Genomic DNA, 25,756 nt, shown 5'->3' on the forward strand with positions numbered 1-25,756 from the left:
TACCAGAGCCCGATCGTTTCTGCGGACGCGTCGGCACCCGCGCGCGCCGGGCCCCCACCCGTAATTCACCCGACCGGAGCCGCACCCTCTCCAAGGCGGCCCGCCGGGCGGGGCCGCCCGACGACGGCGCCCGGCGGGGCGCCCGGTGGGGCGCCGGCCCAGGTTCCCGCCCTGAAAGAGCTAGCGCTCGATGCCGAAGACGCGGCGCGAGGCCTCGATGTGGGCGAGGCGGCGGAGGGCCGCGAAGACCGCGTCGCCGATGACCGTGCCGACCACCACGCTCTCGACGAGTTCCTCGCGGGCGACGTTCTTGGCCACGTAGTCGACGTCCACCCGGGCCACGCGTTCCGCCGCGTCCGCGTACTCCTCGAGGACCGCCTCGGAGAATCCGCCGTGGCCGACGTTCTCCAGGGCGGCGATGGCGACCGCGAGGGCCTCTCCGGCCGGGGCGTCGCGGTGGGAGAGCCAGCCCCGGCGGGCGATCAGGTCGGCGACCGTGGCGCGGGCGGCCACGAGGGCCTCGCCCGGCTCGTCGCCCGCGCCCTCGTAGCGCGGCACCACGTTGTCGGCGGCGGCGCCGAGCATCTCGTGCAGCGGGCGGTCCGGGTCGTCGACCGCGGCGACGACCTCGCGGACGGCGGCTACGGACAGTCCGCCGACGTCGATCATCGCTCGGATCAGGCGCAGCCGCCGGACGTGCGACTCCTCGTACGAGGCCTGGTTCGGACTCGTGAGCTGCCCGGCAGGCAGCAGTCCTTCCCGTACGTAGTACTTGATCGTCGCCACGGACACCCCGGTCCTCCGGCTCAACTCTCCGATTCGCACCGCGTGTTCACCTTTCCGGTCGCGCTATGGCCTTGCCGACCCGCCCCTCATCATAGATAGTGGAGCTATCAGATAGCGGCAAGTGCCACTATCTATTCCATCCCACGGGGGGATCCTCATGTCCTCAACCTCATCGGCACCCCAGCTGCGGCTCCGCACCCTGCACCGGCCCCTGGTCTGGTTCACGGGCTCGATGGTCCTGCTCGCCCTGGTCTCGGCCGGCGGACTCGTGCTGGACGACCGGATGCTGCTCGGCGTGCCCATCTGGGCCAAGCCGTTCAAGTTCTCCGTCTCGTTCGTGGCGTACGCGCTCACGCTCGCCTGGATGCTCTCCCTGCTGCCCGGGGCCCGCGCCCGGCGGGTCGGCTGGTGGGCCGGGACCGTGCTCGCGGCGGCCAGCGCCGTCGAGATGGTCCTCATCACCGGCCAGGTGGTGCGCGGCACGCAGAGCCACTTCAACGTCGGGACGGCCTTCGACGCGGCGGTCTTCCAGCTCATGGGCATGACGGTCGTCGTGCTCTGGCTGGCCGCACTCGTGATCGCCGTGCTGCTTCTGCGCGCCCGCATCCTGGACCGCGCCACCGCCTGGGCCGTACGTCTCTCCTCGCTCATCGCCCTGGCCGGCGCCGCGGTCGGCTTCCTCATGGTCCGGCCGACGCCGGAGCAGCTCGCCCAGGAGGACCCGCCGGTCACCGGCGCGCACAGCGTGGGCGTCCCCGACGGCGGCCCCGGCATCCCGCTCATCGGCTGGTCCACCACCGGTGGTGACCTGCGCATCGCCCACTTCTTCGGGATGCACGCGCTCCAGCTGGTCCCGCTGCTCCTGCTGCTCCTCGCCGCCCTCGCGCCGCGCTTCGCCCGGCTCGCCGACGACCGGGTCCGGCTCCGGCTGACGCTCGTCGCCTCGGGCGCCTACGCCGGCACCTTCGCCCTGGTCACCTGGCAGGCCCTGCGCGGCCAGCCGCTGCTCTCGCCCGACGCCCTCACGCTCGCCGCGGCCGGCGCCCTCGCCGTCCTCACCGTCGCGGCCACCGCGCTGGCGCTCCGCCTCCCGCAGACCTCCGTATCGGCCGACCGTCAGGAACTCGCCGCATGACCGGCTTCCTCTTCGAACTCACCTTCTTCCTCGCGGCGCCCGTCTGGCTGCTGATGATCTTCGCGCCGGGCCGGAGCATCACGGACCGCGTGGCCGCCTCGCCGCTGACCGTGCTCCCGGTCCTCGCGCTCTACCTGGTCCTCGTGGCCCCGGTCCTCCCGGAGCTCTGGACGGCGGTCAGCAGCCCGGACATCGACGCCTTCCGCGACCTCACCGTGCTCGCCAACGGCGCGAGTGCGGTCTGGGCCCAGATCATCGCCTGGGACCTGCTCCTCGGGCAGTGGATCTACCGCGAGGGCCGCCGCCTCGGCCTCTCGCCCTTCCTCATGGGCCCGCTCCTCGTCCTCACGATCCTCCTCTCCCCCTTCGCCCTCCTCCTCTTCCTCCCGATCCGGGCAGCCCGCCGGTCCCGCACGGAGCGCCCCGACCGCTCCGCCTCCGCCCACCCGGCCCAGACCGCCCGCCTGTAGCCTCGCCGCATGCGACACGAGGACCGGGCCGTCGGCGCCGTACTGGGATCCGCCGTCGGGGACGCGCTCGGCGCGCCCTTCGAGTTCGGACTTCCCGGCGTGTTCCGGGAGCGCTTCCCCGACGGCACCGGTGAGATGTGCGGGGGCGGCGGCTGGGACCCCGGGGAAGCCACGGACGACACGCAGATGGCCGTGCTCGTCGGGGAGTCGCTCCTCGAACGCGGCGGACTCGATCTGCCGGACATGTTCGACCGCTTCCGTCGCTGGGCAGCCGCCGAGCCCAAGGACATCGGCCTGCAGACGGAGGCCGTGCTCCTCGGCGGCGATCCCTGGGACATCGCCGCAGCCCTGCACTTCCAGCTCAACGGCCGTGCTGCCGGCAACGGTTCACTGATGCGGGCCGCCACATCGGCCGTCCGCTTCGCCTCCACCGGCCGCACCGCCACCATGGACGCGGCCCGACGGATCGCCGCCCTGACCCACGGGGACGCCGCCGCCTGGGAGGGCACGGCGGTGCTCCACGAACTGGTCCGCGTCGCCCTCCTCGGCGAGGATCCGCTCGCGGCCGTACCCGACGTGCTCGGCGACGTCGCGGAAGCCCACCGGGAACGGTGGGCGACCGTCCTCGCCCCCGACTGGCGGCCCGAGGACGCCACCGAGTTCAACGGCGCCGTCTGGCCCTGCCTCGGCTCCGCCCTGTGGGCCCTGCGCAGCACCACCTCGTTCGAACAGGCCCTCGCCGCCGCCGTCGACCTCGGCGGCGACACGGACACCGTCGCCGCCGTCACCGGCATGCTCGCCGGCGCGGTGTACGGACCGGACGCCGTCCCGCCCCGCTGGGCCGAAGCCCTGCACGTCCCCCTGCCGGGCTTCGGCGACCGCGTCCTGCGCGCCGAAGACCTGCGCGCCCTGGCCCGGGCCCTGGCCCGACAGGACTCCCAGCAGGTCCCTCACCAGGCCTGAACCGGGCCCGTGCTCAGGCCCCTTCCGGCCGGCCCCCGCGCGACCGCACCGTCGCCAGCACGTCCCGGTCCGGCTGGAGGGTGAGCCCCGGCACCGGGCGGATGTCCTCGGCGGTGACGTCCAGCCGGAAGCGGCGGGCCAGGACAGCCAGGATCAGGACCGCCTCCACCATGGCGAAACGCGTGCCGAGGCAGACGCGGGGCCCGCCGCCGAAGGGGTACCAGGCGTATTCGGGTATCTCCTCCGCCTCCTCGCCCTCCCCCGGTGTCAGCCAGCGCTCGGGGCGGAACTCCAGCGGGTCCCGGTACCAGCGGGCGTCGCGGTGGGTGGCCCACTGGCTGCTCCAGACCCGCGTGCCGGGCGGAACCGGGGCGCCGCCGAGCATGGCGCCCTCCTTCGCTATGCCGGTGAGCAGCCAGATCGTCGGGTAGAGCCGCAGGGTCTCCTTCACCACGGCCTGGGCGTAGGCGAGTTCGGCGTAGTCGTCGAAGCCCGGCTCGCGGTCGCCGAGCACCCGGTCGAGCTCCGCGCCCAGGGCCTCGGCCACGCGCGGGTTGCGGGAGAGGAGATACCAGGCCCAGACGAGGGTGGAGCTGGTGGTCTCGTGCCCGCCGATGTAGAGCGTGACGGTCTCGTCGCGGATCTCCCGGTCGGAGAGGTGGGCACCGGTCTCGTCCTGCGCGGCGAGCAGCCGGCTGAGCAGGTCGGGGCGCTCGGTGTCGCCGTCGCGGTGGCGGGCGACGACCCGGGCGACCTCGGCGTCGATGACGGCGGTCGCCCGCTTGATGCGGGCCCGGCCGGGAGTGGGCAGCCAGTCGGGCAGTATCGCCCCGATGCCGCTGAACTCGGCGCCGATCTCCTTCTGGGCGACGTCCATGGCACGGCCGATCGCCTCGGCGTCGGCGGCGGTGTCGACGCCGAAGATGGTGCGGACGGCGATGAGCTGGGTGAGAGCGGCCATCTCCTTCTTGATGTCGACCCGCTGCCCGTCGGTCCAGCGCCCGGCGAGGTCCACCGCGCACTCGGCCATCGTCGCGGCGTAGGACTTGACCTGACGGGGCCGCACCGAGGGCTGCACGAGGGAGCGCTTGCGCCGCCAGTCGGCACCCTTGGAGACGACGACACCCTCACCGAGCAGCGTGCGGAAGGCGATGCCCAGGTCGGGCTGGTCGAAGGTCCGCTCGACCTCGGTGAGGAGTTCGCCGATGGCCTCGGGATGGGCGATGAACAGGGAGTTGGTGCGGCCGAAGCGCCAGCGGACGAAGTCCCCGCGCTCCCGCAGCCGTTCGAAGAAGGCCAGGGGGTCCTTGCCGAACTCCGGCAGGTTCCCGAGGAAAGGGACGCCCCGGGGGCCCGGGACGGTCTTCCGTCCGTCCGCGGTCGCGCCGGCGACGGCGGACGGACCGGCGTGCGTGGTCAAGTGCGGTTCCCCCCTGCGGAATTGCTTCACGATCTCGTTCTGCTGTACGAGTTCATGGAAGCGGAAGGAACCGACACTCCGCCACCCCTGTGGAAAACCCTTGTCAGTTCACCGTCACACCCACCGTCACGCCACGGTCAACGCCTTTCAGCGCCTGTCAGCCCATCGACGCCTGTCAGCACCCATCAACTCCCGTCGACTCCTGTCGGCTCCTGTCCGCTCAGCCGACCGAGCTGTAGGCGACGACTCCCCTGAGCAGCGAATCCACGGCCTTGCGGGCGTTCTTGGCGACCGTGCTGTTCTCCTTCGGAGCGGCCGCCGCGATCTGCCCGAGCACGTCGATGACCTGCTTGCACCAGCGCACGAAGTCGCCCGCGGGCATCTCGGCCTCGCGCAGCACCTCGTCGAGCCCCTTGTCGGAGGCCCACTGGTAGGCGGCCCAGGCGAAGCCCAGGTCCGGCTCGCGCTGGCCGACGCCCTCCGTCTGGTGGAGCCTGAACTCCTCCTCCAGCGCGTCGAGCCGGCCCCAGATCCGCACCATCTCGCCGAGCGCGGCCTTCGCCTTCCCGGTCGGCAGCTTCGGCGCGACGGCGTCGTCGGACTGCCGGGCCTCGAAGACGAGCGCGGAGACGCACGCCGCCAGCTCGGCCGGGTTGAGCCCCTCCCACACGCCTTCGCGCAGGCACTCGCTGGCGAGCAGGTCGAGTTCGCCGTAGAGCCGGGCGAGCCGCTTGCCGTTGTCGGTGACCTCGTCACCGCGCAGGTAGTCGAGCTCGGTGAGAAGCGCGACGATGCGGTCGAAGGTGCGGGCGATGGTGTTGGTGCGGCCCTCGATCCGCCGCTCCAGCTGCTTGGTGTCGCGCTGCAGCCGGTGGTAGCGCTCGGCCCAGCGGGCGTGGTCCTCGCGCTCGTCGCAGCCGTGACAGGGATGGGCCCGGATCTCGGTGCGCAGCCGCGCGATCTCGCGGTCGTCGGCGGCGGCCGAGCGCTGCCTGCGGTGCCGCTCCGGGTTGATGTGCCCGGCCTTGCTGCGCAGCGCCGACGCGAGGTCGCGGCGGGACTGCGGGGAGCGCGGGTTGAAGGAACGCGGGATGCGCATCCGCTCCAGCGGTTCGACCGGCACCGGGAAGTCGATGGAGGCGAGCCGCTTGACCTGCCGCTCGGCGGTCAGGACCAGCGGACGCGGCCCGTCGTGGTGCTCGAAGCCGCGGTGCCCGTTGGTACGGCCCGCGGGGACGCCCGGGTCGAGGACGAGCGCGAGGCCGGCGAACTTGCCCGTCGGCACGTGGATGACGTCGCCGGGCTTGAGCCGCTCCAGGGACGCGGCGGCCTGGGCGCGGCGCTGCGCCACGCCCTGCCGGGCCAGCTCGGTCTCGCGGTCCTTGAGCTCGCGGCGGAGCCGCGCGTATTCCTCGAAGTCGCCGAGGTGGCAGGTCATGCCCTCCCGGTAGCCCGTCAGGCCCTCCTCGTTCCGCTGGACCTGCCGGGAGATCCCGACGACCGAGCGGTCGGCCTGGAACTGGGCGAAGGAGGTCTCGAGGAGTTCGCGCGAGCGGTGCCGGCCGAACTGGTCGACCAGGTTGACCGCCATGTTGTACGAGGGCTTGAAGCTGGAGCGCAGCGGATACGTCCGCGTGCCGGCGAGTCCGGCCAGGTGGCCGGGGTCCATGCCGCGCTGCCACAGCACGACCGCGTGGCCCTCGACGTCGATGCCGCGGCGTCCGGCCCGGCCGGTGAGCTGGGTGTACTCGCCGGGCGTGATGTCGGCGTGCTGCTCGCCGTTCCACTTGACGAGCTTCTCCAGGACCACGGAACGGGCCGGCATGTTGATGCCGAGCGCGAGGGTCTCGGTGGCGAAGACGGCCTTGACGAGGCCGCGGACGAACAGCTCCTCGACGACCTCCTTGAAGGTGGGGAGCATGCCGGCGTGGTGGGCGGCGATGCCGCGCTCCAGGGCTTCCAGCCACTCGTAGTAGCCGAGGACGTGCAGGTCCTCGGTGGGGATGGCGGCGGTGCGCTCCTCGACGATCTCGCGGACGCGGGCACGGCCCTCGTCGTCGTTGAGCCGGAGTCCCGCGTAGAGGCACTGCTGGACGGCGGACTCGCAGCCGGCGCGGCTGAAGATGAAGGTGATCGCGGGCAGCAGGCCCTCGGCGTCGAGGCGCTCGATGACCTCGGGCCGGCCGGGCGTCCAGATGCGGGAGCGCTGGCGGCGCTCGCGCTCGCGGTCGGCCTCGCGGACCATCTTGCCGCGGCGCCGGTCGCGCGGGTTGTACGTGCGCGAGTTCTCGGTGCGGGCCAGGCGCAGCAGGTCGGGGTTGACCTCGCGGCGGGAGGCGCCGCGGCCGCCGTGGTCGGTCTCCTCCTCGAAGAGGTCGTACATCCGGCGGCCGGCCAGGACGTGCTGCCACAGCGGCACGGGGCGGCTCTCGGAGACGATCACCTCGGTGTCGCCGCGGACGGTGTCGAGCCAGTCGCCGAACTCCTCGGCGTTCGACACGGTCGCGGAGAGTGACACCAGGGTCACCGATTCGGGGAGGTGGATGATCACTTCCTCCCAGACGGCGCCGCGGAAGCGGTCCGAGAGGTAGTGGACCTCGTCCATGACGACGTAGCCGAGGCCGGACAGTGCCTGCGACCCCGCGTAGAGCATGTTGCGGAGGACCTCGGTGGTCATGACGACGATCGGGGCGTCACCGTTGACGCTGTTGTCGCCGGTGAGCAGGCCGACCTTCTCGTGCCCGTACCGCTTCACGAGGTCGGCGTACTTCTGGTTGGAGAGCGCCTTGATGGGCGTGGTGTAGAAGCACTTGCGGCCCTGCCGGAGGGCGAGGTGGACGGCGAACTCGCCGACGATGGTCTTGCCGGAGCCCGTGGGTGCGGCGACGAGCACGCCCTTGCCCGCTTCGAGAGCCTGGCATGCCTCGATCTGGAACGGGTCGAGACCGAAGTCGTACATCTCGCGGAAGGGAGCCAGCGCGGTGGCCTGCTCCGCGTTGCGGGCGCGGGCAGCTGCGTACGCTTCGGCTGGTGTGAGGTCCTCTGTCATCTTGTTGTCGAGCCTACCCGCCCCCTCTGACAGTGACGCGATCTTTATCGAGGCGCTGCGGGAGGGGGCGGGAACGCGCAGGTCCCCCCGGACGGCGTCCGGAGGGACCTGGCGGAGCACGTGACGGGTCAGGTGATGTCGTCGTACCCGTTCAGCCGGTGCGACCTGGCGCCTTCCGACTCCCCGGTGGCCTGCTCGGGCAGGGCCCGGGCGGCGCTGACGGTCTCGACCTCGCCGACGGCCTCGGGCGTCAGGTCGAGCCGCGAGGCCTCGTCGTCGCCGAGCTCGGCGTCGGGGTTGTTGCGGCTGCGCCGCTTGTCGTTGAGGAGCGAGAAGCCGACCGCCGCCAGGTAGAGGAGGGTGATCGGGCCGGCCAGGGCGAGCATGCCGACGGGGTCGGTCGTCGGCGTGATGACGGCGCCGAAGACGAAGACGCCCATGATCACGCCGCGCCACCAGCGGGCCATGCGCTTCCCGCTGAGCACTCCGGTGAGGTTCAGCATCACCAGGACGAGCGGAAGCTCGAAGGCGAGGCCGAAGACCAGCACCATGCGCAGGGTGAAGTCGAGGACGTCGGCCAGCGAGAGGATGTTGGCGGAGCCCTCGGGCGTGAGGCTGATGAGCACCTTCACGCTGATGGGAAGGATGAGGTACGCGAGGTAGGCGCCGGCCGAGAAGAGCGGGACCGCGGCGCCGACGAAGGCGTACGTGTACTTCTTCTCGTGCTTGTGCAGTCCGGGCGCGATGAAGGCCCAGAGCTGGTACAGCCAGACCGGGCTCGCGACGACGAGGCCGGTCACGAGGCTGACCTGGATGGTCGTGCTGAAGGGCGCGATCAGCGTGTTGAAGGAGACGACGGCACAGTTGCCTCCGTCGCCCATCGTTCCCTCGGGGCACTTGGGTACCGACTTCGTCAGGAACACCATCAGGTCCTCGCTGTACACGAGGGCGACGACGGTCACCGCCGCGATGGCCAGCAGGCCCTTCGCCAGGCGGTTGCGAAGTTCACGCAGGTGCTCCACGAGGGGCATCCGGCCCTCGGGATCCTTCTCCTGCTTGCGGGCAGACTTGAGCAACCCACGTCCTCATCTCGTGCGGCGGCCGCCGCCCCCGGCGGCGGCCGCGGCGGACCGGGTCAGCGCTTGGTGGTGTCGGTGGGCTCGGTCACGGGACGCGAGCTGGTCACGTCGCCGGGCGCGGCCTGGATGGTGCGCGGCGCGGCCTGGTCCTGAGGCGCGGGGTGCGGCGGGTCGGCGGGGGCGCTCTGCTGGTCGTCGCTCTTCATCGCCTTGGCCTCGCTCTTGAGGATGCGGGCGGACTTGCCCAGCGAACGCGCCATGTCCGGGAGCTTCTTGGCGCCGAACAGCAGGATGATCACGACGAGGATCAGAATGATCTCGGTGGGGCCGAGCCTACCCATAGCTGTTTACCTTCTTCACCGAGGCGACATTGGAGTGCGTGCCCGGCCGGTCGGACATGCGTCCGGCCACCGCGCTGCTAGCGATCGTAACCCGCAGGAGTAAACGGGCGGCAATGCCCTTGCATACTCCGGATTGCGTACCGGACGTGGGCGCGGGCGGCCGTCCGTGCAGCGTGCGGGGCGAATTCAGCGCAGCGTCTCGCCCGTTCGCGCCAGACCGACGGCCGCCTTCTCGAGGTCCTCGGCGGCCTGCTGGATGCGCTGTGTGGTGCGGGCCACTTGACGGCCGAGACGCTGGGCCTCCAGGAACACCTTGATGCCGAGGACGCCGAGGACGGCGATGCCGAGGAAGCCGAGGGCGATGGCGAGCATGGGCCAGAACATGTGCCGAGCCTAGACGTTGCCGGCGGCCGGGCCGCGGGCGGTGTGGCCGGTGGCCGCGGGCGCGGCGGCCCGTCAGCCGGTGGTGTGCAGTCGCAGGGTGTTCACGCCGCCACCGGTGAGGAGCTCGACGATCCGCTCACCGGCCGGCTTGCGGACCGCGCTGCCGCACTCGGGGCAGGTGAAGGAGTAGAAGGTGGTGCGGCGGCTCGCGCCGATGGCGAGCCGCAGGGCGCCCGCGGAAAGCTCGAAGCGGGCGCGGCAGTCGGGGCAGGCGGCCTTGAAGGTGACCGGGGCGACCGGCGCCGTAAGGGCGGACATCGCGGACATTTCCCTCAACTCTCCCCACTGCGGTACGGGTACGGTCCCACCGGGAACAGCGTCCGGTCCCCCCGGAACGTCACGTTCCCCCCTGCTGTTCAGCCCTCGTACGCGGCCAGCGCCGCCACGGCGGCCTCCCGGGCGCTGTCCGCGAGCTCCTGCGGGGCGACGATCCGCCCGTCGCTGCCGAGCCGCAGCGCCAGCCGGCGCAGCGAGGCCGGTGACGGGGTGCGCAGCGTGATCCGCAGGCCGCCGTCGGGCAGCTCGTCGGCCCGGTCGTGCGGGTAGTACTCGGCGACCCAGCGGCCGCCGGGCCCGACCTCCACCACGACCTCGGGGTCCTCGGCGGACGGCTGCACCAGCCCCTCCGACAGGTCCCGCAGCTCGATCTCCGGCGGCGCGGCGTGGTCGTCCAGGATCCGGATCTCGGCGACCCGGTCGAGCCGGAAGGTGCGGCGCGCCTCGGAGAGCCTGCACCACGCCTCCATGTAGGTGTGGCCGACGGCGAAGAGGCGGATCGGGTCCACCTCGCGCTCGGTCAGCTCGTCCCGCGCGGGCGAGTAGTAGCGCAGCCACAGCCGGCGCCGCTCGGAGATGGCCCGGTCGACCTCGGCGAAGACCCCGCCCTCGGACTCGAAGGTCACCGAGAGCCGGGAGCTGGCGCCGGCCGCCTCGCCCGCCGCGGCCTCCAGCTTCGCGGTGGCGCGCAGCAGCGCCTCGCGGTCGCCCTCGCGCAGGCCGGGCAGGGTCGCCACCGCGCGCGCCGCCACGAGCAGGGCGGTGGCCTCGTCGGCGGCGAGCCGCAGCGGGGCGGCGACGTCGTCGGGGTTGTGCCACCAGATCCGGTCGCCGTCGGTGTCGATGTCGAGGAGGTCGCCGCCCCGGAAGCTGGTGCCGCACATCGGCAGCACGTCCAGGTCCGAGATCAGCTCGTCCTCGGTGATCCCGAAGGCGCGGGCGACGTCGGCGACGTGCGCGCCCGGGCGCTCCCGGAGATACGTGACGAGGGAGAGCATGCGCCTCGTCTGGTCGATGGCGTTGGCGGCCATGGTCGTTCCTTCCCCCTCAGCCCTTGGCGACGGCGCGCAGCCGCTCCACCACGTCGGCCCGCAGGTCCGCGGGCTCCAGGACGACCACGTCCGGCCCGAACTCCACGAGCCAGGCGTCGAGGCCGTGCCCGTACGGGATCTCCAGCTCGTCCCAGCCGTCCGCGCCCTCGGTCACGGACAGCGCGCGGGCCCGCAGCGGGTAGCCGCAGCCGGCCCGCAGCCGGATCCGGGCGGAGCGCGTGGCGGTCTCGCCCGCCCAGCTCTCGACGGTCTCGCGGACGGTGACGACGTCGGGCACGGGCGCGGTGAAGGCGCCGGCCCGGGAGCGCACCTTGCCGGTGATGCGGGAGAGCCGGAAGACCCGCTCGGCGCCGCGGTCCCGGTCCCAGCCCGCGAGGTACCAGTGGCCGCGCCAGCACTCCAGCGTCCACGGCTCGACGTGCCGGGTCTCGGGGCGGGCGGCGGTGGCCTTGCGGTAGTCGAAGACGACCGGCCGGCGGTCGCGGCAGGCCAGCATCAGCGGCTCGAAGGCGGCCTCGTGCACCGGGATGCGCGGTTCCAGGGCGCTGTGCTGGGAGTCGTACGAGTCCTCCGCCTCCGGCATCCCGGCGGCGCGCAGCTTCTGCAGGGCACCGCTCGCGGCCCCGGCGAGCCGCGCCTGCTGCCAGACCTTGGCGGCGAGGCCGAGGGCCGCGGCCTCCTCGGCGTCGAGGGTGATCGGAGGCAGCCGGTTGGAGTCCCGGCGGGCGAGGTAGCCGATCTCGCCGTCGAGGTTCTCGACGGTCTCGATCACCAGGCCGAGCTCGCGCAGATCATCCTTGTCGCGCTCGAACATCCGGTTGAAGGCGTCGTCGCCGGCCGCCGGGCCGTTGCCCGGCCCGAAGGCCGCACCCATGCCCGGCCCGAAGGCCTCGACGTATGCCTCGATGGAGCCGCGGAGCTCCCGCTTGCTCAGCGGACGGCGGGTTCCGAGCAGGCACAGCGCAAGATTCATCAGCCGCTCGGCCTTGGCAATCGCCATCGACGCCCCGCACCCTCTTCTGCCGGATTGACTTCTCGGACGTCCGACCGTACCGCCCCGGGGTGTCCGGACAAAAGCCGGGCCGGGACGGGGCAAGGGCCGAGTGCCCCGGCCGGACACGACCGAGGGCCCCCGCCGGGGAGGCGGGGGCCCTCGAAGCCGTACGACGGGGCCGGATCAGCCCTTCTTCACGTCCACCAGGTCGCAGACGAAGATCAGCGTGTCGCCGGGGCCGATCTTGGCGCCGGCGCCACGGTCACCGTAGGCCAGGTGCGCGGGGATGATCAGCTGGCGGCGGCCGCCGACCTTCATGCCCTGGACGCCGCGGTCCCAGCCCTGGATGACCATGCCGACACCGAGCTGGAACTGGAGCGGGTTACCGCGGTTCCAGGAGGCGTCGAACTCCTCGCCGGACTCGAACAGCACACCCACGTAGTGGACGTCGACCAGGTCGCCGGCCTCGGCGACCGGACCGTCACCCAGCCAGATGTCCTTGATCTCCAGGTCGGCCGGCGGCTCGCCGCCCGGGAAGTCGACCTCGGGCTTCTCGATGTTCACTGCAGTGCGCTCCTCAGAAGAACTACGAACCGCACAGACGATGATCTGTGCGACCTGGACAGTCTTACACCTTCGCCAGGATGTCGACGGCGAAGACGAGCGTGGAGTTCTTCGGGATGCCCTGCTGCTCCTTGTCGCCGAAGGCCTCGGACGGCGGGGCGACGATCAGGACGCGGCTGCCGACCTTCTTGCCGACGAGGCCGTCCTTGAGGCCCTTCAGGGTCAGCTGGGCGAGCGGGAAGTTGGCGGGCTTGCCCTGCGTGTACGTCGAGTCGAAGACCTTGCCGTCCTTCCACAGGGCGGCGACGTAGTTCACGACGACCGTGTCCGTGGCGGCGACGGTCTCGCCCTTGGACTCGAGGACGTAGTTGGAGACCAGCTTCGTCGGCGGGTCGACCTTGGGCACGGTCAGGGACGGCTGCTTGCCGTCGGTGTTGGTGCCGACCTTGGGCAGGTCCTTGTTGTCCTGGGCCACCTCGGTGCCACTGGCGGACTTCGGGATGGTGACGGCCTTCAGGATGTCGACCACGAACACCAGGGTCGCGTTGCCCTTGATGTCGCCCTGGCCCTGGGCACCGTAACCGAGCTCCGGCGGGATGCCGATCTCGACGCGGCTGCCGACCTTCTGGCCCTCCAGGCCCTTCTCCCAGCCCTGGATGACCTGGCCCTCACCGAGGGTCAGCGAGAAGGGCTGCTTCCGGTCGAAGCTGTTGTCGAAGGGGGTGGTCTCGTCCCACTCCTGACCCAGGTAGTTCACCGAGAGCGCGTCGCCCTTCTTGGTGACCGCGCCGTCGCCCTCGCTGATGACGTTGACCTTGAGGGCCTTCGGCGGGTCGCCCACGCCCTTGGAGAGGGTCGGCTTCTCCCCGAACTTCTCCCCCGCGGTGATGGCGGGAAGCCCGTTCTTCATCGAACCGGAATCGGAGCCCTTGTCGTCGCTGCCGCATGCCGCTGTGGTGAGCAGCAGAAGCGGGACGACGAGCAGGCCGGCAAGTCGGCGCACTAGTTCCTCAGATCTCAGACGGCACAGTAGTTGTCCGGACACTCTAGGGGACCGTCCTGTGATGCCGTCGGCCCCGCACGTGAAACGTGCGGGGCCGAGGTGCGACCGCCTGCGGAACTGTGCCGGTCCTACATTCCGGCGATCAGCTTTTCCACCCGGTCGTCGACCGAACGGAACGGGTCCTTGCACAACACGGTGCGCTGTGCCTGGTCGTTGAGCTTGAGGTGGACCCAGTCGACGGTGAAGTCCCGGCGCTGCTCCTGGGCACGGCGGATGAAGTCGCCGCGGAGCCGGGCCCGCGTGGTCTGCGGGGGCACCGACTTGCCCTCGAAGATCTTCACGTCGTTGCAGACCCGCGCCGCCTGGCCGTTCTTCTGGAGCAGGTAGTACAGGCCGCGGCGGCGGTGGATGTCGTGGTACGCGAGGTCTATCTGGGCGACCCGCGGGTGCGACATGGTCATGTTGTGCTTCGCCCGGTACCGCTCCAGGAGCTTGTACTTCATGACCCAGTCGATCTCGGTCTCGATGCGGTCGAGCTGCTCCTGCTCGATGGCGTCGAGCGTACGGCCCCACAGTTCGAGGACCTGCGCGACGGTGCCGCTGCGGATGCCACGGCGGTCGACGAAGTCGGCGGCCTTCTCGTAGTACTCCCGCTGGACCTCCAGGGCGGAGGCCTCCCGGCCGCTGGCGAGGCGGACCTTGCGCTGGCCGGTGATGTCGTGGCTGACCTCGCGGATGGCCCGGATCGGGTTCTCCAGCGTGAGGTCGCGCATCACGGTGCCCGCCTCGATCATGCGCAGCACGAGGTCGGTGGCGCCGACCTTCAGCAGCATGGTCGTCTCGGACATGTTGGAGTCGCCGACGATGACGTGGAGCCGACGGTAGCGCTCGGCGTCCGCGTGCGGCTCGTCGCGGGTGTTGATGATGGGACGCGAGCGCGTGGTGGCGGAGCTGACGCCCTCCCAGATGTGCTCGGCGCGCTGGGAGACGCAGTACACGGCGCCGCGCGGGGTCTGCAGCACCTTTCCGGCACCGCAGATGAGCTGACGGGTGACGAGGAACGGAATGAGGATGTCCGCGAGCCGGGAGAACTCCCCGTGGCGGGCCACCAGATAGTTCTCGTGGCAACCGTAGGAGTTTCCGGCGGAGTCGGTGTTGTTCTTGAAGAGATAGACGTCGCCCGCGATTCCCTCCTCGTGCAGGCGGCGTTCCGCGTCGACGAGGAGTCCTTCGAGAATGCGCTCGCCCGCCTTGTCGTGGGTGACCAGTTCGACCACGTTGTCGCATTCGGGAGTTGCGTATTCCGGATGCGAACCCACGTCCAGGTACAGGCGGGCGCCGTTCCGCAGGAAGACATTGCTGCTGCGGCCCCATGACACGACACGGCGGAAGAGGTAGCGCGCCACTTCGTCAGGAGACAGTCGGCGCTGTCCCCTGAACGTGCACGTGACGCCGTACTCGTTCTCCAGCCCGAAAATGCGGCGGTCCATGTCTGAACATTACGCCTGAAGACCTGAGCTGAAACCGGGTTCGACGGCCCCGTTTCGATCATTTTCCGATGAGTGCGCGTTCTTTTCGGCCGCCCCGGCCCCGGCCCCGTCGCCCGCGGCGCCCCCGCTCACGGCGTGTCGCGCCCCCGCGGGCGGCCCGAGCACACGACCGGTGGCGAGGAGGACGAGGAAGGCGATGAGCCCGCCGACGCCGGCGACGGCGAAACCGGCCGGGGTCCCGGCGAGTTCGACGGCCGGCCCGGAGACCGCGGAGCCCAGCGCGGCGCCCACGCCGAAGGTGGTGACGAGCCAGGAGAAGGCCTCCGTCACCGTGCCCCGCGGCGCGTGGCGGTCGACCACGATGAAGGCGCAGGCGATGGCGGGCGCGAGGAAGACCCCGGAGAGGGCGGCGAGCGCGGTCATGGCGGCGGGGCCGGGCACCAGCAGCAGCGGCAGGTAGCCGAGCGCCAGCAGCAGCACCAGGACCCGCAGCCTCCGCTCGGGCGCACCGGCCCACTGGCGGGCGCCGTAGGCCACGCCGCCGACGAGGGCACCGAGGCCGAGGGCGGCCATCAGCCAGCCGTACACCGCCTCGTTGCCGCGGTCGTCCGCGTACGCGACGGCGGCGACGGTGATGGAGCCGAGGGCGAGACCGACGAAGAAGAACGAGGCCAGCAGCGCGAGGAGGCCCGGTGAGCGGAGCGCGCCCAGCCAGTGCGCCTCGCGGGGCGCCGAGCGCCAGGCGCGGGACGGCTTGGAGACGACGACCGACAGGGCGCCCAGGACGCCGAGCAGATTGATGACGAGGAGCGCGGAGGCGGGCGACCAGAGCGACACCAGCAGGGTCAGCAGCAGCGGCCCGACGGTGAACATGACCTCCTGGGCGACCGCGTCCAGCGCGTACGCCCGGTGGACCCGGTCCTCGCGCCCCAGGACGCTCGGCCACAGGGCCCGCAGCCCGCCTTCGAGCGGCGGCGTGAAGAGCCCGGCGACCAGGACGGCGGCGTAGGCGAGGAACAGGTTCCCGATGCCGGTGACGGCCAGGGCCGCCATGCCGAGTGCGGAGACGACGGCGGCGGGGAGCTGGACGCGGGGCTGCCCCTTCATGTCGACGGCGCGGCCCAGGAGCGGCTGTCCGACGGCTGTGGCGAGGCCGTAGGCGGCGATGAGGCCGCCGGCCAGGCTGTAGCTGCCGCCCTCGGCGCGGGTGAACACGGTGATGGCGACCGGGCCGGTGCCGTTGGGCAGCCGGCCGACCAGGGTGCCGGTCAGCAGGCGCGCGGCGTGCGGGGCGCGCAGGATGTCCAGATAGCCGCTGCCCGCTCTGGCCTCGGTGGCCATGATCGCTCCCCTCCCGGGGCATCCGCCCGAGGTTTTACGTATAACGTCCTGGGTCATACGTACCATGTCGGCAGCACGGCGGTCCACCCCGCGTACCGCACCCGTTCCCCACCCGGAGGCTCCAGTGCACACGCCGGAACAGCCCGCCGCCACTCGGCCGACCAGCCGGGACGTCGCCCGGGCGGCCGGAGTCTCCCAGGCCACGGTCTCCCTCGTCCTCGGCGGCAAATGGCGCGGCCGGGTCTCGGAACGCACTGCCGAGTCGGTCCGCGCCGCGGCCCAGGCGCTCGCCTACCGGCCCAACCTCGCCGCCCGCAACCTGCGCCTCGGCCGCACCCGCACCGCCCTCCTCGTCGTCCCCGCGCTCACGAACGAGTTCTTCGCGCACGTCTACACCGGCGCCGCCGCCGAGGCCGCCCGGCACGGCTTCGGCGTCGTCCTGTACCCCTCCCCCGACGGCGTCGGCCCCGCCAAGGACCCCTTCGCCTCCGCACCGGCCTCCCTGGACGGCGTCATCGCCTCCTCCATGGCCACGGACGCCCTCAAGGCCTTCCAGGGCACCGACCTGCCCCTCGTCATGCTCGACAGCGACCCGGCCGACCGCACCGCCGCCGCGCACGTCAACCTCGACGTCGCGGACGGCATGCGCCGGGTCACCGGCCACCTGCTCGGCCTCGGTCATCGCCGCTTCCTGCACCTGGCGTCCGCCGTCCCGTCCTGGACCTTCGACGTACGCGCAGCCGCCCTCGCCGAGGCCCTGCACGGAACGGAGCCGCACGCCGGGCTCCGCACGGCCCGCGCCCCGCTCGACGTCGCCGACGCGGCACAGGCCGCCACCGCGGCGCTCACCGCCCCGGGCCCCCGCCCCACCGCCGTGATCTGCGACGACGACATCCTCGCGGCCGGCGTCCTCAAGGCCACCCGCCGGCTCGGACTGCGCGTCCCCGAGGACCTCTCCGTCACCGGCTTCGACGACATGGCGCTCGCCACCGCACTGGAGCCGGAACTCACCACCGTGCGACTGCCCGCGGAGGAGTTCGGCGGGCGGGGCATGGCCGCCCTCGACGCCGTCCTCGCCGGCGAACGGCCCGAGCCGGTCGAACTCCCCGTCGAACTGGTGGTCCGCGGCTCCTCGGGCCCCGCTCCGGCCGTCTGAAGGCACCCGGCAGCGAGCACCCGCACCCGGATACGACGAACACCCGGGTACGACGGACCGCACCCGCATACGGCGGACCGCACCCGGGCACGACGAAGGCCCTGGCCCGCCGGAGCGGACCAGGGCCGAAACGCCTGACGGCGGAATCCTCCGCCGCGGCCTACTCCTCCGCGGCCTCGTCCGACGGGTCGTCCGTCTTCGCCATGGCCGCGTCGTCCGCCTCGAGCAGCCGCTTCAGCTGCCGGCCGACGATCCGCTTGAACTTGCGCTGCTGCGGACGCGTGCGGTCCAGGACCGCCACCTCGAGCCGCTCCGCGGGGATCTCCCGCTCACTGCCGTTGGTGTCCCGGGACAGCGCCTGCACGGCCAGCTTCAACGCCTCGGCGAGGGACATGCCGTCGCGGTGCCGCTGGTCCAGGAAGGAACTGATCTGCTCCGCGTTGCCACCGACCGCGACCGAGCCGTGCTCGTCCACGATCGACCCGTCGTGCGGCAGCCGGTAGATCTGGTCGCCCTCCGGCTCCGCGCCGACCTCGGCGACGACCAGCTCCACCTCGTACGGCTTCTCGCCCGCGCTGGAGAAGATCGTGCCCAGCGTCTGGGCGTACACGTTGGCCAGACCACGGGCCGTGACGTCGTCACGGTCGTAGGTGTAACCCCTCAGGTCGGCGTAGCGCACGCCGCCGATCCGCAGGTTCTCGTACTCGTTGTACTTGCCGGCTGCGGCGAAGCCGATCCGGTCGTAGATCTCGCTGAACTTGTGCAGCGCGCGGGACGGGTTCTCGCCGACGAAGACGATGCCGTCGGCGTACTGGAGGACGACGAGGCTACGGCCGCGGGCGATGCCCTTGCGGGCGTACTCGGCCCGGTCGGCCATGGCCTGCTGAGGTGAGACATAGAACGGCGTGGACACCGGCTACCGTCCCTTTCTTCTGGGCTTCTACAGGGGTCGACGAACGGTCAGAGCAGAGCGGCGCGCGGCCCGTCGGGCTGCTCCAGACGCCGCTCGGTGACCGACCGGGCCAGCTCGGAGGACTCCGCCTCCGTGAGCCTGCGGAAGCCCTCGTCGGTGATGACGGTGACGATCGGGAAGATCCTGCGGGCCAGGTCCGGGCCGCCGGTCGCCGAGTCGTCGTCCGCCGCGTCGTACAGCGCCTGGACGACGAGCGTGGTGGCCTGCTGCTCGGTCAGGTCGTCCCGGTAGAGCTTCTTCATCGACCCGCGCGCGAAGATCGAGCCCGAGCCGGTGGCGGCGTAACCGTGCTCCTCGGAGCGGCCGCCGGTGACGTCGTAGGAGAAGATCCGGCCCTTCTCCTTGCCCTCGTCCCAGCCCGCGAAGAGCGGCACGACGGCGAGGCCCTGCATGGCCATGCCCAGGTTGCTGCGGATCATCGTGGACAGGCGGTTCGCCTTGCCCTCCAGGGAGAGCGTCGCGCCCTCCACCTTCTCGAAATGCTCCAGCTCCAGCTGGAACAGCTTCACCATCTCCACGGCGAGACCCGCGGTACCGGCGATGCCGACCGCGGAGTACTCGTCGGCCGGGAACACCTTCTCGATGTCCCGCTGCGCGATCATGTTCCCCATGGTCGCCCGCCGGTCACCGGCGAGCACCACGCCGCCGGGGAACGTCGCGGCGACGATGGTCGTCCCGTGCGGCGCCTCGACGATCCCCTCGGGCAGCTTCCGGTTGCCCGGGAGCAGCTCCGGCGAGTGGTCGGAGAGGAAGTCCATGAAGGAGGACGAGCCCGGCGTCAGGAAGGCCGCCGGCAGACGCCCGATACTACGAGGGTTGGCTTCCACGCGATTCCTTCCGATGGGAACGACGGCCCGCCGTGGGACGCACGGGCCGATCTTGCTTGCTGTGCACGGACCTTACCCGTGCCTGCGCCTGTCATCCGTCCCCGGACCCGCGGCTTTCCGGGGCTCCGGGGACGGAGGGTCGGGTGGGCGCCTGAGCGGCTACTCGCCGCCCTTCTGCACGAAGGAGCGAACGAAGTCCTCGGCGTTCTCCTCGAGGACGTCGTCGATCTCGTCCAGGACGGAGTCCACGTCGTCGCTCAGCTTCTCCTGGCGTTCCTTGAGGTCGGAGCTCGCCTCCGCCGTGGTCTCCTCGACCTCCTCGGTGGAACGCGTCGCCTTCTGCTGTCCGCCGCCGGTGTCCTTGGTCGCCATAAACCTCACCCCGCTCGAATCGGCCCGCTCGTGTGGGTCTGTACAAGATCCGACCCTACAAGCCGGGACTGACATCGGCCCTGCAGTTTCCGCAACGTCCGGGCACTGGTCTCATGATTCCCAGTGCCCGGGCATTTCAGCCGCCTCAGCCGCCGGAAAGGACGCGGACCAGTTCCTCGGCCGTCCGGCAGCGGTCCAGGAGCTCCTTGACGTGGTTCCGGGTACCCCGGAGGGGCTCCAGGGTCGGGACGCGCTGGAGCGAGTCCCGGCCCGGGAGGTCGAAGATCACCGAGTCCCAGGAGGCGGCGGCCACGTCGTCCGCGTACTGCTCCAGGCAGCGGCCGCGGAAATAGGCCCTGGTGTCCTCTGGAGGGCTCGTCTCCGCCCGTTCCACCGTCTCCTCGTCCAGGAGGCGCTTCATGCGCCCACGGGCCACCAGACGGTTGTACAGGCCCTTCTCGGGCCGCACGTCCGCGTACTGGAGGTCCACCAGGTGCAGCCGGGCGGCGTCCCAGTCCAGGCCGTCGCGCTTGCGGTAGCCCTCCATGAGCTCCCGCTTGGCGATCCAGTCCAGCTCGCCGGCCAGGCTCATCGGGTCGTTCTCGAGCCGGTTGAGCGTGTCCTCCCAGCGGGTCAGCACGTCCTTGGTCTGCTCGTCGGCGTCCGAGCCGTACCGCTCGTCCACGTACTTCCTGGCCAGCTCGAAGTACTCCATCTGGAGCTGCACGGCGGTGAGTGTCCGGCCGCTGCGCAGCGTGATCAGGTACTGGAGCCCGGGGTCGTGGGAGACGTGGTGGAGCGTGCGTACGGGCTGGTCGACGGCGAGGTCGACGGTGATGAAGGCGTCCTCGATCATGGAGAGGACGAGGGACGTGGTGCCGAGCTTGAGGTAGGTGGAGATCTCGGAGAGGTTGGCGTCCCCGATGATCACGTGGAGCCGGCGGTACTTCTCGGCGTCCGCGTGCGGCTCGTCGCGCGTGTTGATGATGGGGCGCTTGAGCGTCGTCTCCAGGCCGACCTCGACCTCGAAGTAGTCGGCGCGCTGGCTGATCTGGAAGCCGTGCTCGCGGCCGTCCTGGCCGATGCCGACGCGTCCCGCGCCGGTGACGACCTGGCGGGAGACGAAGAACGGCGTCAGGTGGCGCACGATGTCCGAGAAGGGGGTCTCCCGCTTCATCAGGTAGTTCTCGTGCGTGCCGTAGGACGCGCCCTTGTTGTCGGTGTTGTTCTTGTAGAGGTGGATCGGCTGGGCGCCGGGCAGCTGGGCGGCCCGTTCCGCGGCCTCGGCCATGATGCGCTCGCCGGCCTTGTCCCAGAGGACGGCGTCGCGGGGGTTGGTGACCTCGGGGGCGCTGTACTCGGGGTGGGCGTGGTCCACGTAGAGCCGTGCGCCGTTGGTGAGGATGACGTTGGCGAGGCCGATGTCCTCGTCGGTGAGCTGGCTGGAGTCGGCGGCCTCGCGGGCGAGGTCGAAGCCGCGGGCGTCCCGCAGCGGGTTCTCCTCCTCGAAGTCCCAGCGGGCGCGGCGCGCCCGGTGCATCGCCGCCGCGTAGGCGTTGACGATCTGGGACGAGGTGAGCATGGCATTGGCGTTGGGGTGCCCCGGGACGGAGATCCCGTACTCCGTCTCGATGCCCATAACGCGCCGTACGGTCATGCGGCCCTCCTTGCCCGGCGCCGACCCCCGCACTGTGCGTGATTCGGCGGTACCCACGAGCCTAGAGCGGCCGCGCGCGTACGGGGAGATCGAATGCGATTGGGTGAGTGGAAAGCGACGGCTGCGGATGCCCGAATTCCGGACATCCGCAGCCGGTGCGCGTCACTACAGGTACTGACCGGTGTTGGCCACCGTGTCGATGGAGCGACCGGTGTCCGCGCCCTGCTTTCCGGTGACGAGGGTGCGGATGAAGACGATCCGCTCGCCCTTCTTTCCGGAGATGCGGGCCCAGTCGTCGGGGTTGGTGGTGTTGGGCAGGTCCTCGTTCTCCTTGAACTCGTCCACGCAGGCCTGGAGGAGGTGGGAGACGCGGATGCCCTTCTGGTCGTGGTCGAGGAAGGCCTTGATGGCCATCTTCTTGGCCCGGTCGACGATGTTCTGGATCATCGCGCCGGAGTTGAAGTCCTTGAAGTAGAGGACTTCCTTGTCGCCGTTGGCGTACGTGACCTCGAGGAAGCGGTTCTCCTCGGATTCCGCGTACATCTGCTCGACCACGGACTGGATCATTCCGTGGGCGGCGGCCTCCTTGGATCCGCTGTGCTCGGCGAGGTCGTCGGCGTGCAGCGGGAGGGAGGCCGTGAGGTACTTGGCGAAGATGTCCTTGGCCGCTTCCGCGTCCGGGCGCTCGATCTTGATCTTGACGTCGAGCCGGCCGGGCCGCAGGATCGCGGGGTCGATCATGTCCTCGCGGTTGGAGGCACCGATGACGATGACGTTCTCCAGGCCTTCCACGCCGTCGATCTCGGCGAGCAGCTGGGGAACGATGGTGTTCTCCACGTCCGAGCTGACGCCGGAGCCGCGGGTGCGGAAGAGGGATTCCATCTCGTCGAAGAAGACGATGACGGGGGTGCCCTCGCTCGCCTTCTCCCGGGCACGCTGGAAGACGAGGCGGATGTGCCGCTCGGTCTCGCCGACGTACTTGTTGAGGAGTTCGGGGCCCTTGATGTTCAGGAAGTAGGACTTCCCGGCGGGCTGGCCGGTCACCTCGGCGACCTTCTTGGCAAGGGAGTTGGCGACGGCCTTCGCGATCAGCGTCTTGCCGCAGCCGGGCGGGCCGTAGAGCAGGATGCCCTTCGGCGGCCGGAGTTCGTGCTCCTTGAAGAGGTCGGGGTAGAGGTACGGGAGCTCGACCGCGTCGCGGATCAGTTCGATCTGGTTGCCCAGACCGCCGATCTTGTCGTAGTCGACGTCCGGGACCTCTTCGAGGACGAGTTCCTCGACCTCGCTCTTCGGGATCACCTCGTAGACGTATCCCGACCTGGGTTCCAGGAGGAGGGCGTCTCCGGGGCGGATGGTGATGTCGAGGAGGGGCTCGGCGAGCCGCACGACCCGCTCCTCGTCGGTGTGGCCGATGACCAGGGCGCGCTCGCCGTCCTCGAGGATCTCCTTGAGGGTGACGATGTCGCCGGCGCGCTCGAATTCCATGGCCTCGACCACGTTGAGCGCTTCGTTGAGCATGACTTCCTGGCCCCGCCTGAGCTCGTCGAGCTCGACGCTGGGGCTGACGTTCACCCGGAGCTTGCGGCCCCCGGTGAAGATGTCGCACGTTCCGTCCTCGTTGGCCTGCAGGAAGACACCGAAGCCGGCCGGCGGCTGGGCGAGCCGGTCGACCTCCTCCTTGAGGGCCACGATCTGGTCGCGGGCCTCACGGAGCGTATTGGCGAGTCGCTCGTTCTGAGCGGACACGCCGGCCAGGTTCGTCTGCAGCTCGACGATCCGCTCCTCGAGAATCCTCGTGTGACGCGGAGAGTCGGCGAGCTTGCGGCGCAGGACGGCGATTTCCTGCTCGAGATAGGCAACCTGGCCGGCGGGGTCCTCAGACCCCCGCCCCGGCCGGATGCCGCGGTTGATGTCGTCGTCGTGGGCTGCCACGGTCCTCACCTCCTCCAAGGGGAGCTGGACGCTTCCTGACCCTACCTGGGTGGGTGATGATTGAAACCCCTAGATCAAAAAGACTCTGGGGTGTGTCCGATCTTCACCCTTGCGCTTCCCCTCACGCCAGGGGAATACCCACCGGCGGGCACGGCAAAAGCGCCCGGTTGTATCGTCGTGGGTGGTCAACACCCGTCAGGGTTTGCCCGACTTATCGACGCGACGCAGAAACGGCAGGAGATATGACCGTGCAGCAGGAGGCCCCGGCGACGGGTGCCGACGAGGCGCTGGAGGTCTGGATCGACCAGGACCTGTGCACCGGGGACGGGATCTGCGCGCAGTACGCTCCCGAGGTCTTCGAGCTGGACATCGACGGGCTCGCTTATGTGAAGAGCGCGGACGACGAGCTGCTCCAGGAGCCGGGGGCGACGACGCCGGTGCCGCTGCCGCTGCTGCAGGACGTGGTGGACTCCGCGAAGGAGTGCCCGGGCGACTGCATCCACGTGCGCCGGGTCGGGGACGGCGTCGAGGTGTACGGTCCCGACGCGGAGTGACGTCCCGGTGACGGGCCGGCGGGGGCCGGCCGGTCAGACCGCGCGTGCCTGGTCCTGGGCGGTGCGGACGAAGGTTCCGCCCTGCCAGCGCCAGCTGACCTGTTCTCGCTGGTCGGGGCAGCAGCTGGGGACGTCGGGGCCGGAGTAGCCGAGCAGGGTGGCGTGGACCGCTCCGCCGCGTACGGCGAAGTCGCCGACGTTCTGCTGCTGCGAGGGTTCCACGAGGGTGGCGACGACGCGTGCGGCGGGTGTGCCGGAGCCCTTGCCGTGGGTGAGGACGTAGATGCCGCTGGGCGGCGTGCCGGAGCCGGCTTCGCAGTGTACGACTGCGACGGTCTCGGGGTTTCCGTCGCCGTCGAGGTCGCCGGTGGCCCGTCGGGCGATGGTGCTGGGCGCTCCGCCGCATTCCAGGGGGTAGTGGGCGGTGTCGGCGTCGGGGGCGGGCCGCGGGGCGGGGGCGCCGTGCGCGCCGGTGGCTCCGGCGGGGTCGGGCTGGAGGAGGCCGGCGAGGGCGACGACCGCGGCCATGGCGGTGGCGGTGGTCAGCCAGTGCACCGGGCGGGCGTGGGTGTGCGCGAGGTCCGTGACGGCGGAGGTCTGCACGCGAGAAGTCTCCTGTGAGGGTGGTGCGGAAGGAGTTGCGGGCATCGTGCCACACGTCACAGGAGTGCGGAACAGGCGGGGTCGGCTCCGGTGTTACGGGCCGGCGCGCGGGGTTACGGGCCGGGGCACGGGTGTTACGGGTGGCGGGCCGAGTCGCACCGGCCGCGGGCGTCGCGGGCGGGGGCTCGGCCGTGCGGGCTCCGGTTCGGCTGCGAACATGAGGGTGCCGCCGTCGACTTCCGCGCTCTGGGGCGGGAACTCGGCGGCGGCACCGTTGCGTTGTCGGGGCGTCAGCCCCGGTGAGGGCGTCAGCCCTTGTTGGGGCCTTCGTAGTCCTCGCCGTAGGCGCCCTTGGCGGGCCGGCGGCGGCGCATCGGGGGCTCGACGCCGTCCGCGAGGCGGCGGGCGGTGACCAGGAAGCCGGTGTGGCCGATCATGCGGTGATCGGGGCGCACGGCCAGGCCCTCGACGTGCCAGTTGCGGATCATGGACTCCCAGGGCTGCGGCTCGGCGTAGCAGCCGAACTCGCGGATGGACTCCACTGTGCGGGCGAGCTGCGTGGTGGTGGCCACGTAGCAGCACAGGATGCCGCCGGGGACGAGCGCCTTGGAGACGGCCTCCAGGCACTCCCAGGGGGCGAGCATGTCGAGGATGACGCGGTCGACGTCGCTGTCGGACAGGTTGTCCTGGAGGTCGCCGACGGTCAGCTGCCACGCGGGGTGGGGGCCGCCGAAGTAGCGCTCGACGTTGCCCTTGGCGATCTCGGCGAAGTCCTCGCGGCGCTCGTAGGAGTGCAGCATGCCGCTGTCCCCGATGGCGCGCAGGAGGAAGGAGCTCAGCGAGCCGGAGCCCACACCCGCCTCGACGACGCGGGCGCCGGGGAAGATGTCGGCGAAGGCCAGGATCTGCCCCGCGTCCTTGGGGTAGACCACGGCGGCGCCGCGGGGCATGGACAGGACGTAGTCGGGGAGCAGGGGGCGCAGCGCAAGGTAGGCGACGTTTCCCGTGGTACGGACAACACTGCCCTCGGGAGCGCCGATCAGCTCGTCGTGCGGGAAGGACCCCTTGTGGGTGTGGAAATTCTTCCCGGCCTCGAGCGTGAACGTGTAGTGGCGTCCCTTGGGGTCGGTGAGCTGGACCTGGTCCCCGACCTTGAAGGGCCCGCGACGGCGGGCGGCACCGGTCGGTTCGGACATGTGAGCACCTTATCAAGGGCTTCCTCGCCTCCGGCCCGCTCAAGTCGGCACCGACGGTCGACCGTGCTCGGCCACTCGT

The 25,756-nt window shown here is 71.1% G+C and carries 25 protein-coding genes; 5 read left to right on the forward strand and 20 right to left on the reverse strand.

Annotated features, from left to right (window positions below):
- Window positions 1-180: 180 nt before the first annotated feature.
- Window positions 181-825: a MerR family transcriptional regulator gene (locus ACFVGS_RS27860; protein ID WP_385694270.1), complete on the reverse strand. Its 645-nt coding sequence runs from the start codon at window positions 823-825 to the stop codon at window positions 181-183.
- A gap of 193 nt (window positions 826-1,018) precedes the next feature.
- Here ACFVGS_RS27860 and ACFVGS_RS27865 point away from each other — a divergent pair, with 193 nt between their 5' ends.
- Genes ACFVGS_RS27865 through ACFVGS_RS27875 form a run of 3 tightly spaced genes read left to right on the forward strand, consistent with a single transcriptional unit; the run spans window position 1,019 to window position 3,354 of the window.
- Window positions 1,019-1,921 (forward strand): hypothetical protein, encoded by a 903-nt coding sequence (locus ACFVGS_RS27865; protein WP_384414706.1) that lies wholly within the window; start codon window positions 1,019-1,021, stop codon window positions 1,919-1,921.
- Window positions 1,918-2,391, forward strand: a complete 474-nt coding sequence (locus tag ACFVGS_RS27870) for an ABA4-like family protein (protein WP_385694272.1) — start codon at window positions 1,918-1,920, stop codon at window positions 2,389-2,391. The genes ACFVGS_RS27865 and ACFVGS_RS27870 overlap by 4 nt, the downstream gene beginning before the upstream one ends.
- Before the next feature lie 9 nt (window positions 2,392-2,400).
- Complete coding sequence (locus ACFVGS_RS27875; RefSeq protein WP_385694275.1) at window positions 2,401-3,354, forward strand: ADP-ribosylglycohydrolase family protein; 954 nt, start codon at window positions 2,401-2,403, stop codon at window positions 3,352-3,354.
- A 13-nt stretch (window positions 3,355-3,367) separates the two neighbouring features.
- Here the strand turns inward: ACFVGS_RS27875 and ACFVGS_RS27880 are convergent, their stop codons facing one another.
- The 12 genes from ACFVGS_RS27880 to ACFVGS_RS27935 form a co-directional block, all read right to left on the reverse strand.
- A complete protein-coding gene (locus ACFVGS_RS27880) occupies window positions 3,368-4,774 on the reverse strand; it encodes a cytochrome P450 (RefSeq protein WP_384414613.1) in 1,407 nt (468 codons plus the stop codon).
- Window positions 4,775-4,994: 220 nt separating this feature from the next.
- Window positions 4,995-7,823, reverse strand: coding sequence for a DEAD/DEAH box helicase (locus tag ACFVGS_RS27885; protein ID WP_384414610.1), 2,829 nt, complete (start codon window positions 7,821-7,823; stop codon window positions 4,995-4,997).
- A gap of 128 nt (window positions 7,824-7,951) precedes the next feature.
- On the reverse strand, window positions 7,952-8,854 hold the full coding sequence (gene tatC / locus ACFVGS_RS27890; RefSeq protein WP_384414704.1) for a twin-arginine translocase subunit TatC: 903 nt from the start codon (window positions 8,852-8,854) through the stop codon (window positions 7,952-7,954).
- A gap of 104 nt (window positions 8,855-8,958) precedes the next feature.
- Window positions 8,959-9,243: a Sec-independent protein translocase subunit TatA gene (gene tatA / locus ACFVGS_RS27895; protein WP_384414608.1), complete on the reverse strand. Its 285-nt coding sequence runs from the start codon at window positions 9,241-9,243 to the stop codon at window positions 8,959-8,961.
- 186 nt (window positions 9,244-9,429) lie between these two features.
- A complete protein-coding gene (locus ACFVGS_RS27900) occupies window positions 9,430-9,627 on the reverse strand; it encodes a hypothetical protein (RefSeq protein ID WP_384414606.1) in 198 nt (65 codons plus the stop codon).
- A 72-nt stretch (window positions 9,628-9,699) separates the two neighbouring features.
- On the reverse strand, window positions 9,700-9,954 hold the full coding sequence (locus ACFVGS_RS27905; RefSeq protein ID WP_385694280.1) for a hypothetical protein: 255 nt from the start codon (window positions 9,952-9,954) through the stop codon (window positions 9,700-9,702).
- An 89-nt stretch (window positions 9,955-10,043) separates the two neighbouring features.
- On the reverse strand, window positions 10,044-10,994 hold the full coding sequence (locus ACFVGS_RS27910) for a helix-turn-helix transcriptional regulator (protein WP_384414599.1): 951 nt from the start codon (window positions 10,992-10,994) through the stop codon (window positions 10,044-10,046).
- A 16-nt stretch (window positions 10,995-11,010) separates the two neighbouring features.
- Window positions 11,011-12,015, reverse strand: coding sequence for a helix-turn-helix transcriptional regulator (locus tag ACFVGS_RS27915; RefSeq protein ID WP_384414596.1), 1,005 nt, complete (start codon window positions 12,013-12,015; stop codon window positions 11,011-11,013).
- A gap of 177 nt (window positions 12,016-12,192) precedes the next feature.
- Window positions 12,193-12,573, reverse strand: coding sequence for an FKBP-type peptidyl-prolyl cis-trans isomerase (locus ACFVGS_RS27920; RefSeq protein ID WP_384414594.1), 381 nt, complete (start codon window positions 12,571-12,573; stop codon window positions 12,193-12,195).
- A gap of 64 nt (window positions 12,574-12,637) precedes the next feature.
- A complete protein-coding gene (locus ACFVGS_RS27925; RefSeq protein ID WP_385694284.1) occupies window positions 12,638-13,576 on the reverse strand; it encodes an FKBP-type peptidyl-prolyl cis-trans isomerase in 939 nt (312 codons plus the stop codon).
- A gap of 128 nt (window positions 13,577-13,704) precedes the next feature.
- Window positions 13,705-15,066: a Pup--protein ligase gene (pafA, locus tag ACFVGS_RS27930; RefSeq protein WP_384414588.1), complete on the reverse strand. Its 1,362-nt coding sequence runs from the start codon at window positions 15,064-15,066 to the stop codon at window positions 13,705-13,707.
- Between the two features lie 9 nt (window positions 15,067-15,075).
- A complete protein-coding gene (locus ACFVGS_RS27935; protein WP_385694287.1) occupies window positions 15,076-16,407 on the reverse strand; it encodes an MFS transporter in 1,332 nt (443 codons plus the stop codon).
- A gap of 124 nt (window positions 16,408-16,531) precedes the next feature.
- On the opposite strand from ACFVGS_RS27935, the gene ACFVGS_RS27940 reads away from it, so the two are divergent.
- On the forward strand, window positions 16,532-17,563 hold the full coding sequence (locus tag ACFVGS_RS27940) for a LacI family DNA-binding transcriptional regulator (RefSeq protein ID WP_385694290.1): 1,032 nt from the start codon (window positions 16,532-16,534) through the stop codon (window positions 17,561-17,563).
- 160 nt (window positions 17,564-17,723) lie between these two features.
- Here the strand turns inward: ACFVGS_RS27940 and prcA are convergent, their stop codons facing one another.
- The 5 genes from prcA to arc form a co-directional block, all read right to left on the reverse strand.
- On the reverse strand, window positions 17,724-18,476 hold the full coding sequence (gene prcA / locus ACFVGS_RS27945) for a proteasome subunit alpha (protein ID WP_385694293.1): 753 nt from the start codon (window positions 18,474-18,476) through the stop codon (window positions 17,724-17,726).
- 47 nt (window positions 18,477-18,523) lie between these two features.
- Window positions 18,524-19,363, reverse strand: coding sequence for a proteasome subunit beta (gene prcB, locus ACFVGS_RS27950; protein WP_385694296.1), 840 nt, complete (start codon window positions 19,361-19,363; stop codon window positions 18,524-18,526).
- 159 nt (window positions 19,364-19,522) lie between these two features.
- The gene (locus ACFVGS_RS27955) at window positions 19,523-19,735 is read right to left on the reverse strand and encodes a ubiquitin-like protein Pup (protein ID WP_030759619.1); all 213 of its coding nucleotides are present in this window, start codon (window positions 19,733-19,735) and stop codon (window positions 19,523-19,525) included.
- Between the two features lie 145 nt (window positions 19,736-19,880).
- A complete protein-coding gene (dop, locus tag ACFVGS_RS27960; protein ID WP_384414573.1) occupies window positions 19,881-21,392 on the reverse strand; it encodes a depupylase/deamidase Dop in 1,512 nt (503 codons plus the stop codon).
- 165 nt (window positions 21,393-21,557) lie between these two features.
- A complete protein-coding gene (gene arc / locus ACFVGS_RS27965; RefSeq protein ID WP_384414571.1) occupies window positions 21,558-23,324 on the reverse strand; it encodes a proteasome ATPase in 1,767 nt (588 codons plus the stop codon).
- Between the two features lie 242 nt (window positions 23,325-23,566).
- Here arc and ACFVGS_RS27970 point away from each other — a divergent pair, with 242 nt between their 5' ends.
- Entirely contained in the window at window positions 23,567-23,878 is a 312-nt protein-coding gene (locus ACFVGS_RS27970) for a ferredoxin (RefSeq protein ID WP_384414568.1), read from the forward strand.
- Window positions 23,879-23,911: 33 nt separating this feature from the next.
- On the opposite strand, the gene ACFVGS_RS27975 is transcribed toward ACFVGS_RS27970, so the two are convergent.
- Both ACFVGS_RS27975 and ACFVGS_RS27980 read right to left on the reverse strand, forming a co-directional pair.
- Window positions 23,912-24,481: a hypothetical protein gene (locus ACFVGS_RS27975; RefSeq protein WP_384414566.1), complete on the reverse strand. Its 570-nt coding sequence runs from the start codon at window positions 24,479-24,481 to the stop codon at window positions 23,912-23,914.
- A gap of 308 nt (window positions 24,482-24,789) precedes the next feature.
- Window positions 24,790-25,677, reverse strand: coding sequence for a tRNA (adenine-N1)-methyltransferase (locus ACFVGS_RS27980; RefSeq protein WP_384414563.1), 888 nt, complete (start codon window positions 25,675-25,677; stop codon window positions 24,790-24,792).
- Between the last annotated feature and the right edge of the window lie 79 nt (window positions 25,678-25,756).

Source organism: Streptomyces sp. NPDC127114 (assembly GCF_042677525.1).
GTDB lineage: Bacteria > Actinomycetota > Actinomycetes > Streptomycetales > Streptomycetaceae > Streptomyces.

Bases quoted from the DNA above. Each gene is read 5' to 3' on its own strand.
- pafA (WP_384414588.1), bottom strand. From the start codon at position 15,066: ATGGACCGCCGCATTTTCGGGCTGGAGAACGAGTACGGCGTCACGTGC.
- dop (WP_384414573.1), bottom strand. From the start codon at position 21,392: ATGACCGTACGGCGCGTTATGGGCATCGAGACGGAGTACGGGATCTCC.
- tatC (WP_384414704.1), bottom strand. From the start codon at position 8,854: ATGCCCCTCGTGGAGCACCTGCGTGAACTTCGCAACCGCCTGGCGAAG.
- ACFVGS_RS27915 (WP_384414596.1), bottom strand. From the start codon at position 12,015: ATGGCGATTGCCAAGGCCGAGCGGCTGATGAATCTTGCGCTGTGCCTG.
- ACFVGS_RS27935 (WP_385694287.1), bottom strand. From the start codon at position 16,407: ATGGCCACCGAGGCCAGAGCGGGCAGCGGCTATCTGGACATCCTGCGC.
- ACFVGS_RS27900 (WP_384414606.1), bottom strand. From the start codon at position 9,627: ATGTTCTGGCCCATGCTCGCCATCGCCCTCGGCTTCCTCGGCATCGCC.
- ACFVGS_RS27885 (WP_384414610.1), bottom strand. From the start codon at position 7,823: ATGACAGAGGACCTCACACCAGCCGAAGCGTACGCAGCTGCCCGCGCC.
- tatA (WP_384414608.1), bottom strand. From the start codon at position 9,243: ATGGGTAGGCTCGGCCCCACCGAGATCATTCTGATCCTCGTCGTGATC.
- ACFVGS_RS27875 (WP_385694275.1), top strand. From the start codon at position 2,401: ATGCGACACGAGGACCGGGCCGTCGGCGCCGTACTGGGATCCGCCGTC.
- ACFVGS_RS27980 (WP_384414563.1), bottom strand. From the start codon at position 25,677: ATGTCCGAACCGACCGGTGCCGCCCGCCGTCGCGGGCCCTTCAAGGTC.
- ACFVGS_RS27970 (WP_384414568.1), top strand. From the start codon at position 23,567: ATGACCGTGCAGCAGGAGGCCCCGGCGACGGGTGCCGACGAGGCGCTG.
- ACFVGS_RS27955 (WP_030759619.1), bottom strand. From the start codon at position 19,735: ATGGCGACCAAGGACACCGGCGGCGGACAGCAGAAGGCGACGCGTTCC.
- ACFVGS_RS27905 (WP_385694280.1), bottom strand. From the start codon at position 9,954: ATGTCCGCGATGTCCGCCCTTACGGCGCCGGTCGCCCCGGTCACCTTC.
- ACFVGS_RS27870 (WP_385694272.1), top strand. From the start codon at position 1,918: ATGACCGGCTTCCTCTTCGAACTCACCTTCTTCCTCGCGGCGCCCGTC.
- ACFVGS_RS27865 (WP_384414706.1), top strand. From the start codon at position 1,019: ATGGTCCTGCTCGCCCTGGTCTCGGCCGGCGGACTCGTGCTGGACGAC.
- ACFVGS_RS27910 (WP_384414599.1), bottom strand. From the start codon at position 10,994: ATGGCCGCCAACGCCATCGACCAGACGAGGCGCATGCTCTCCCTCGTC.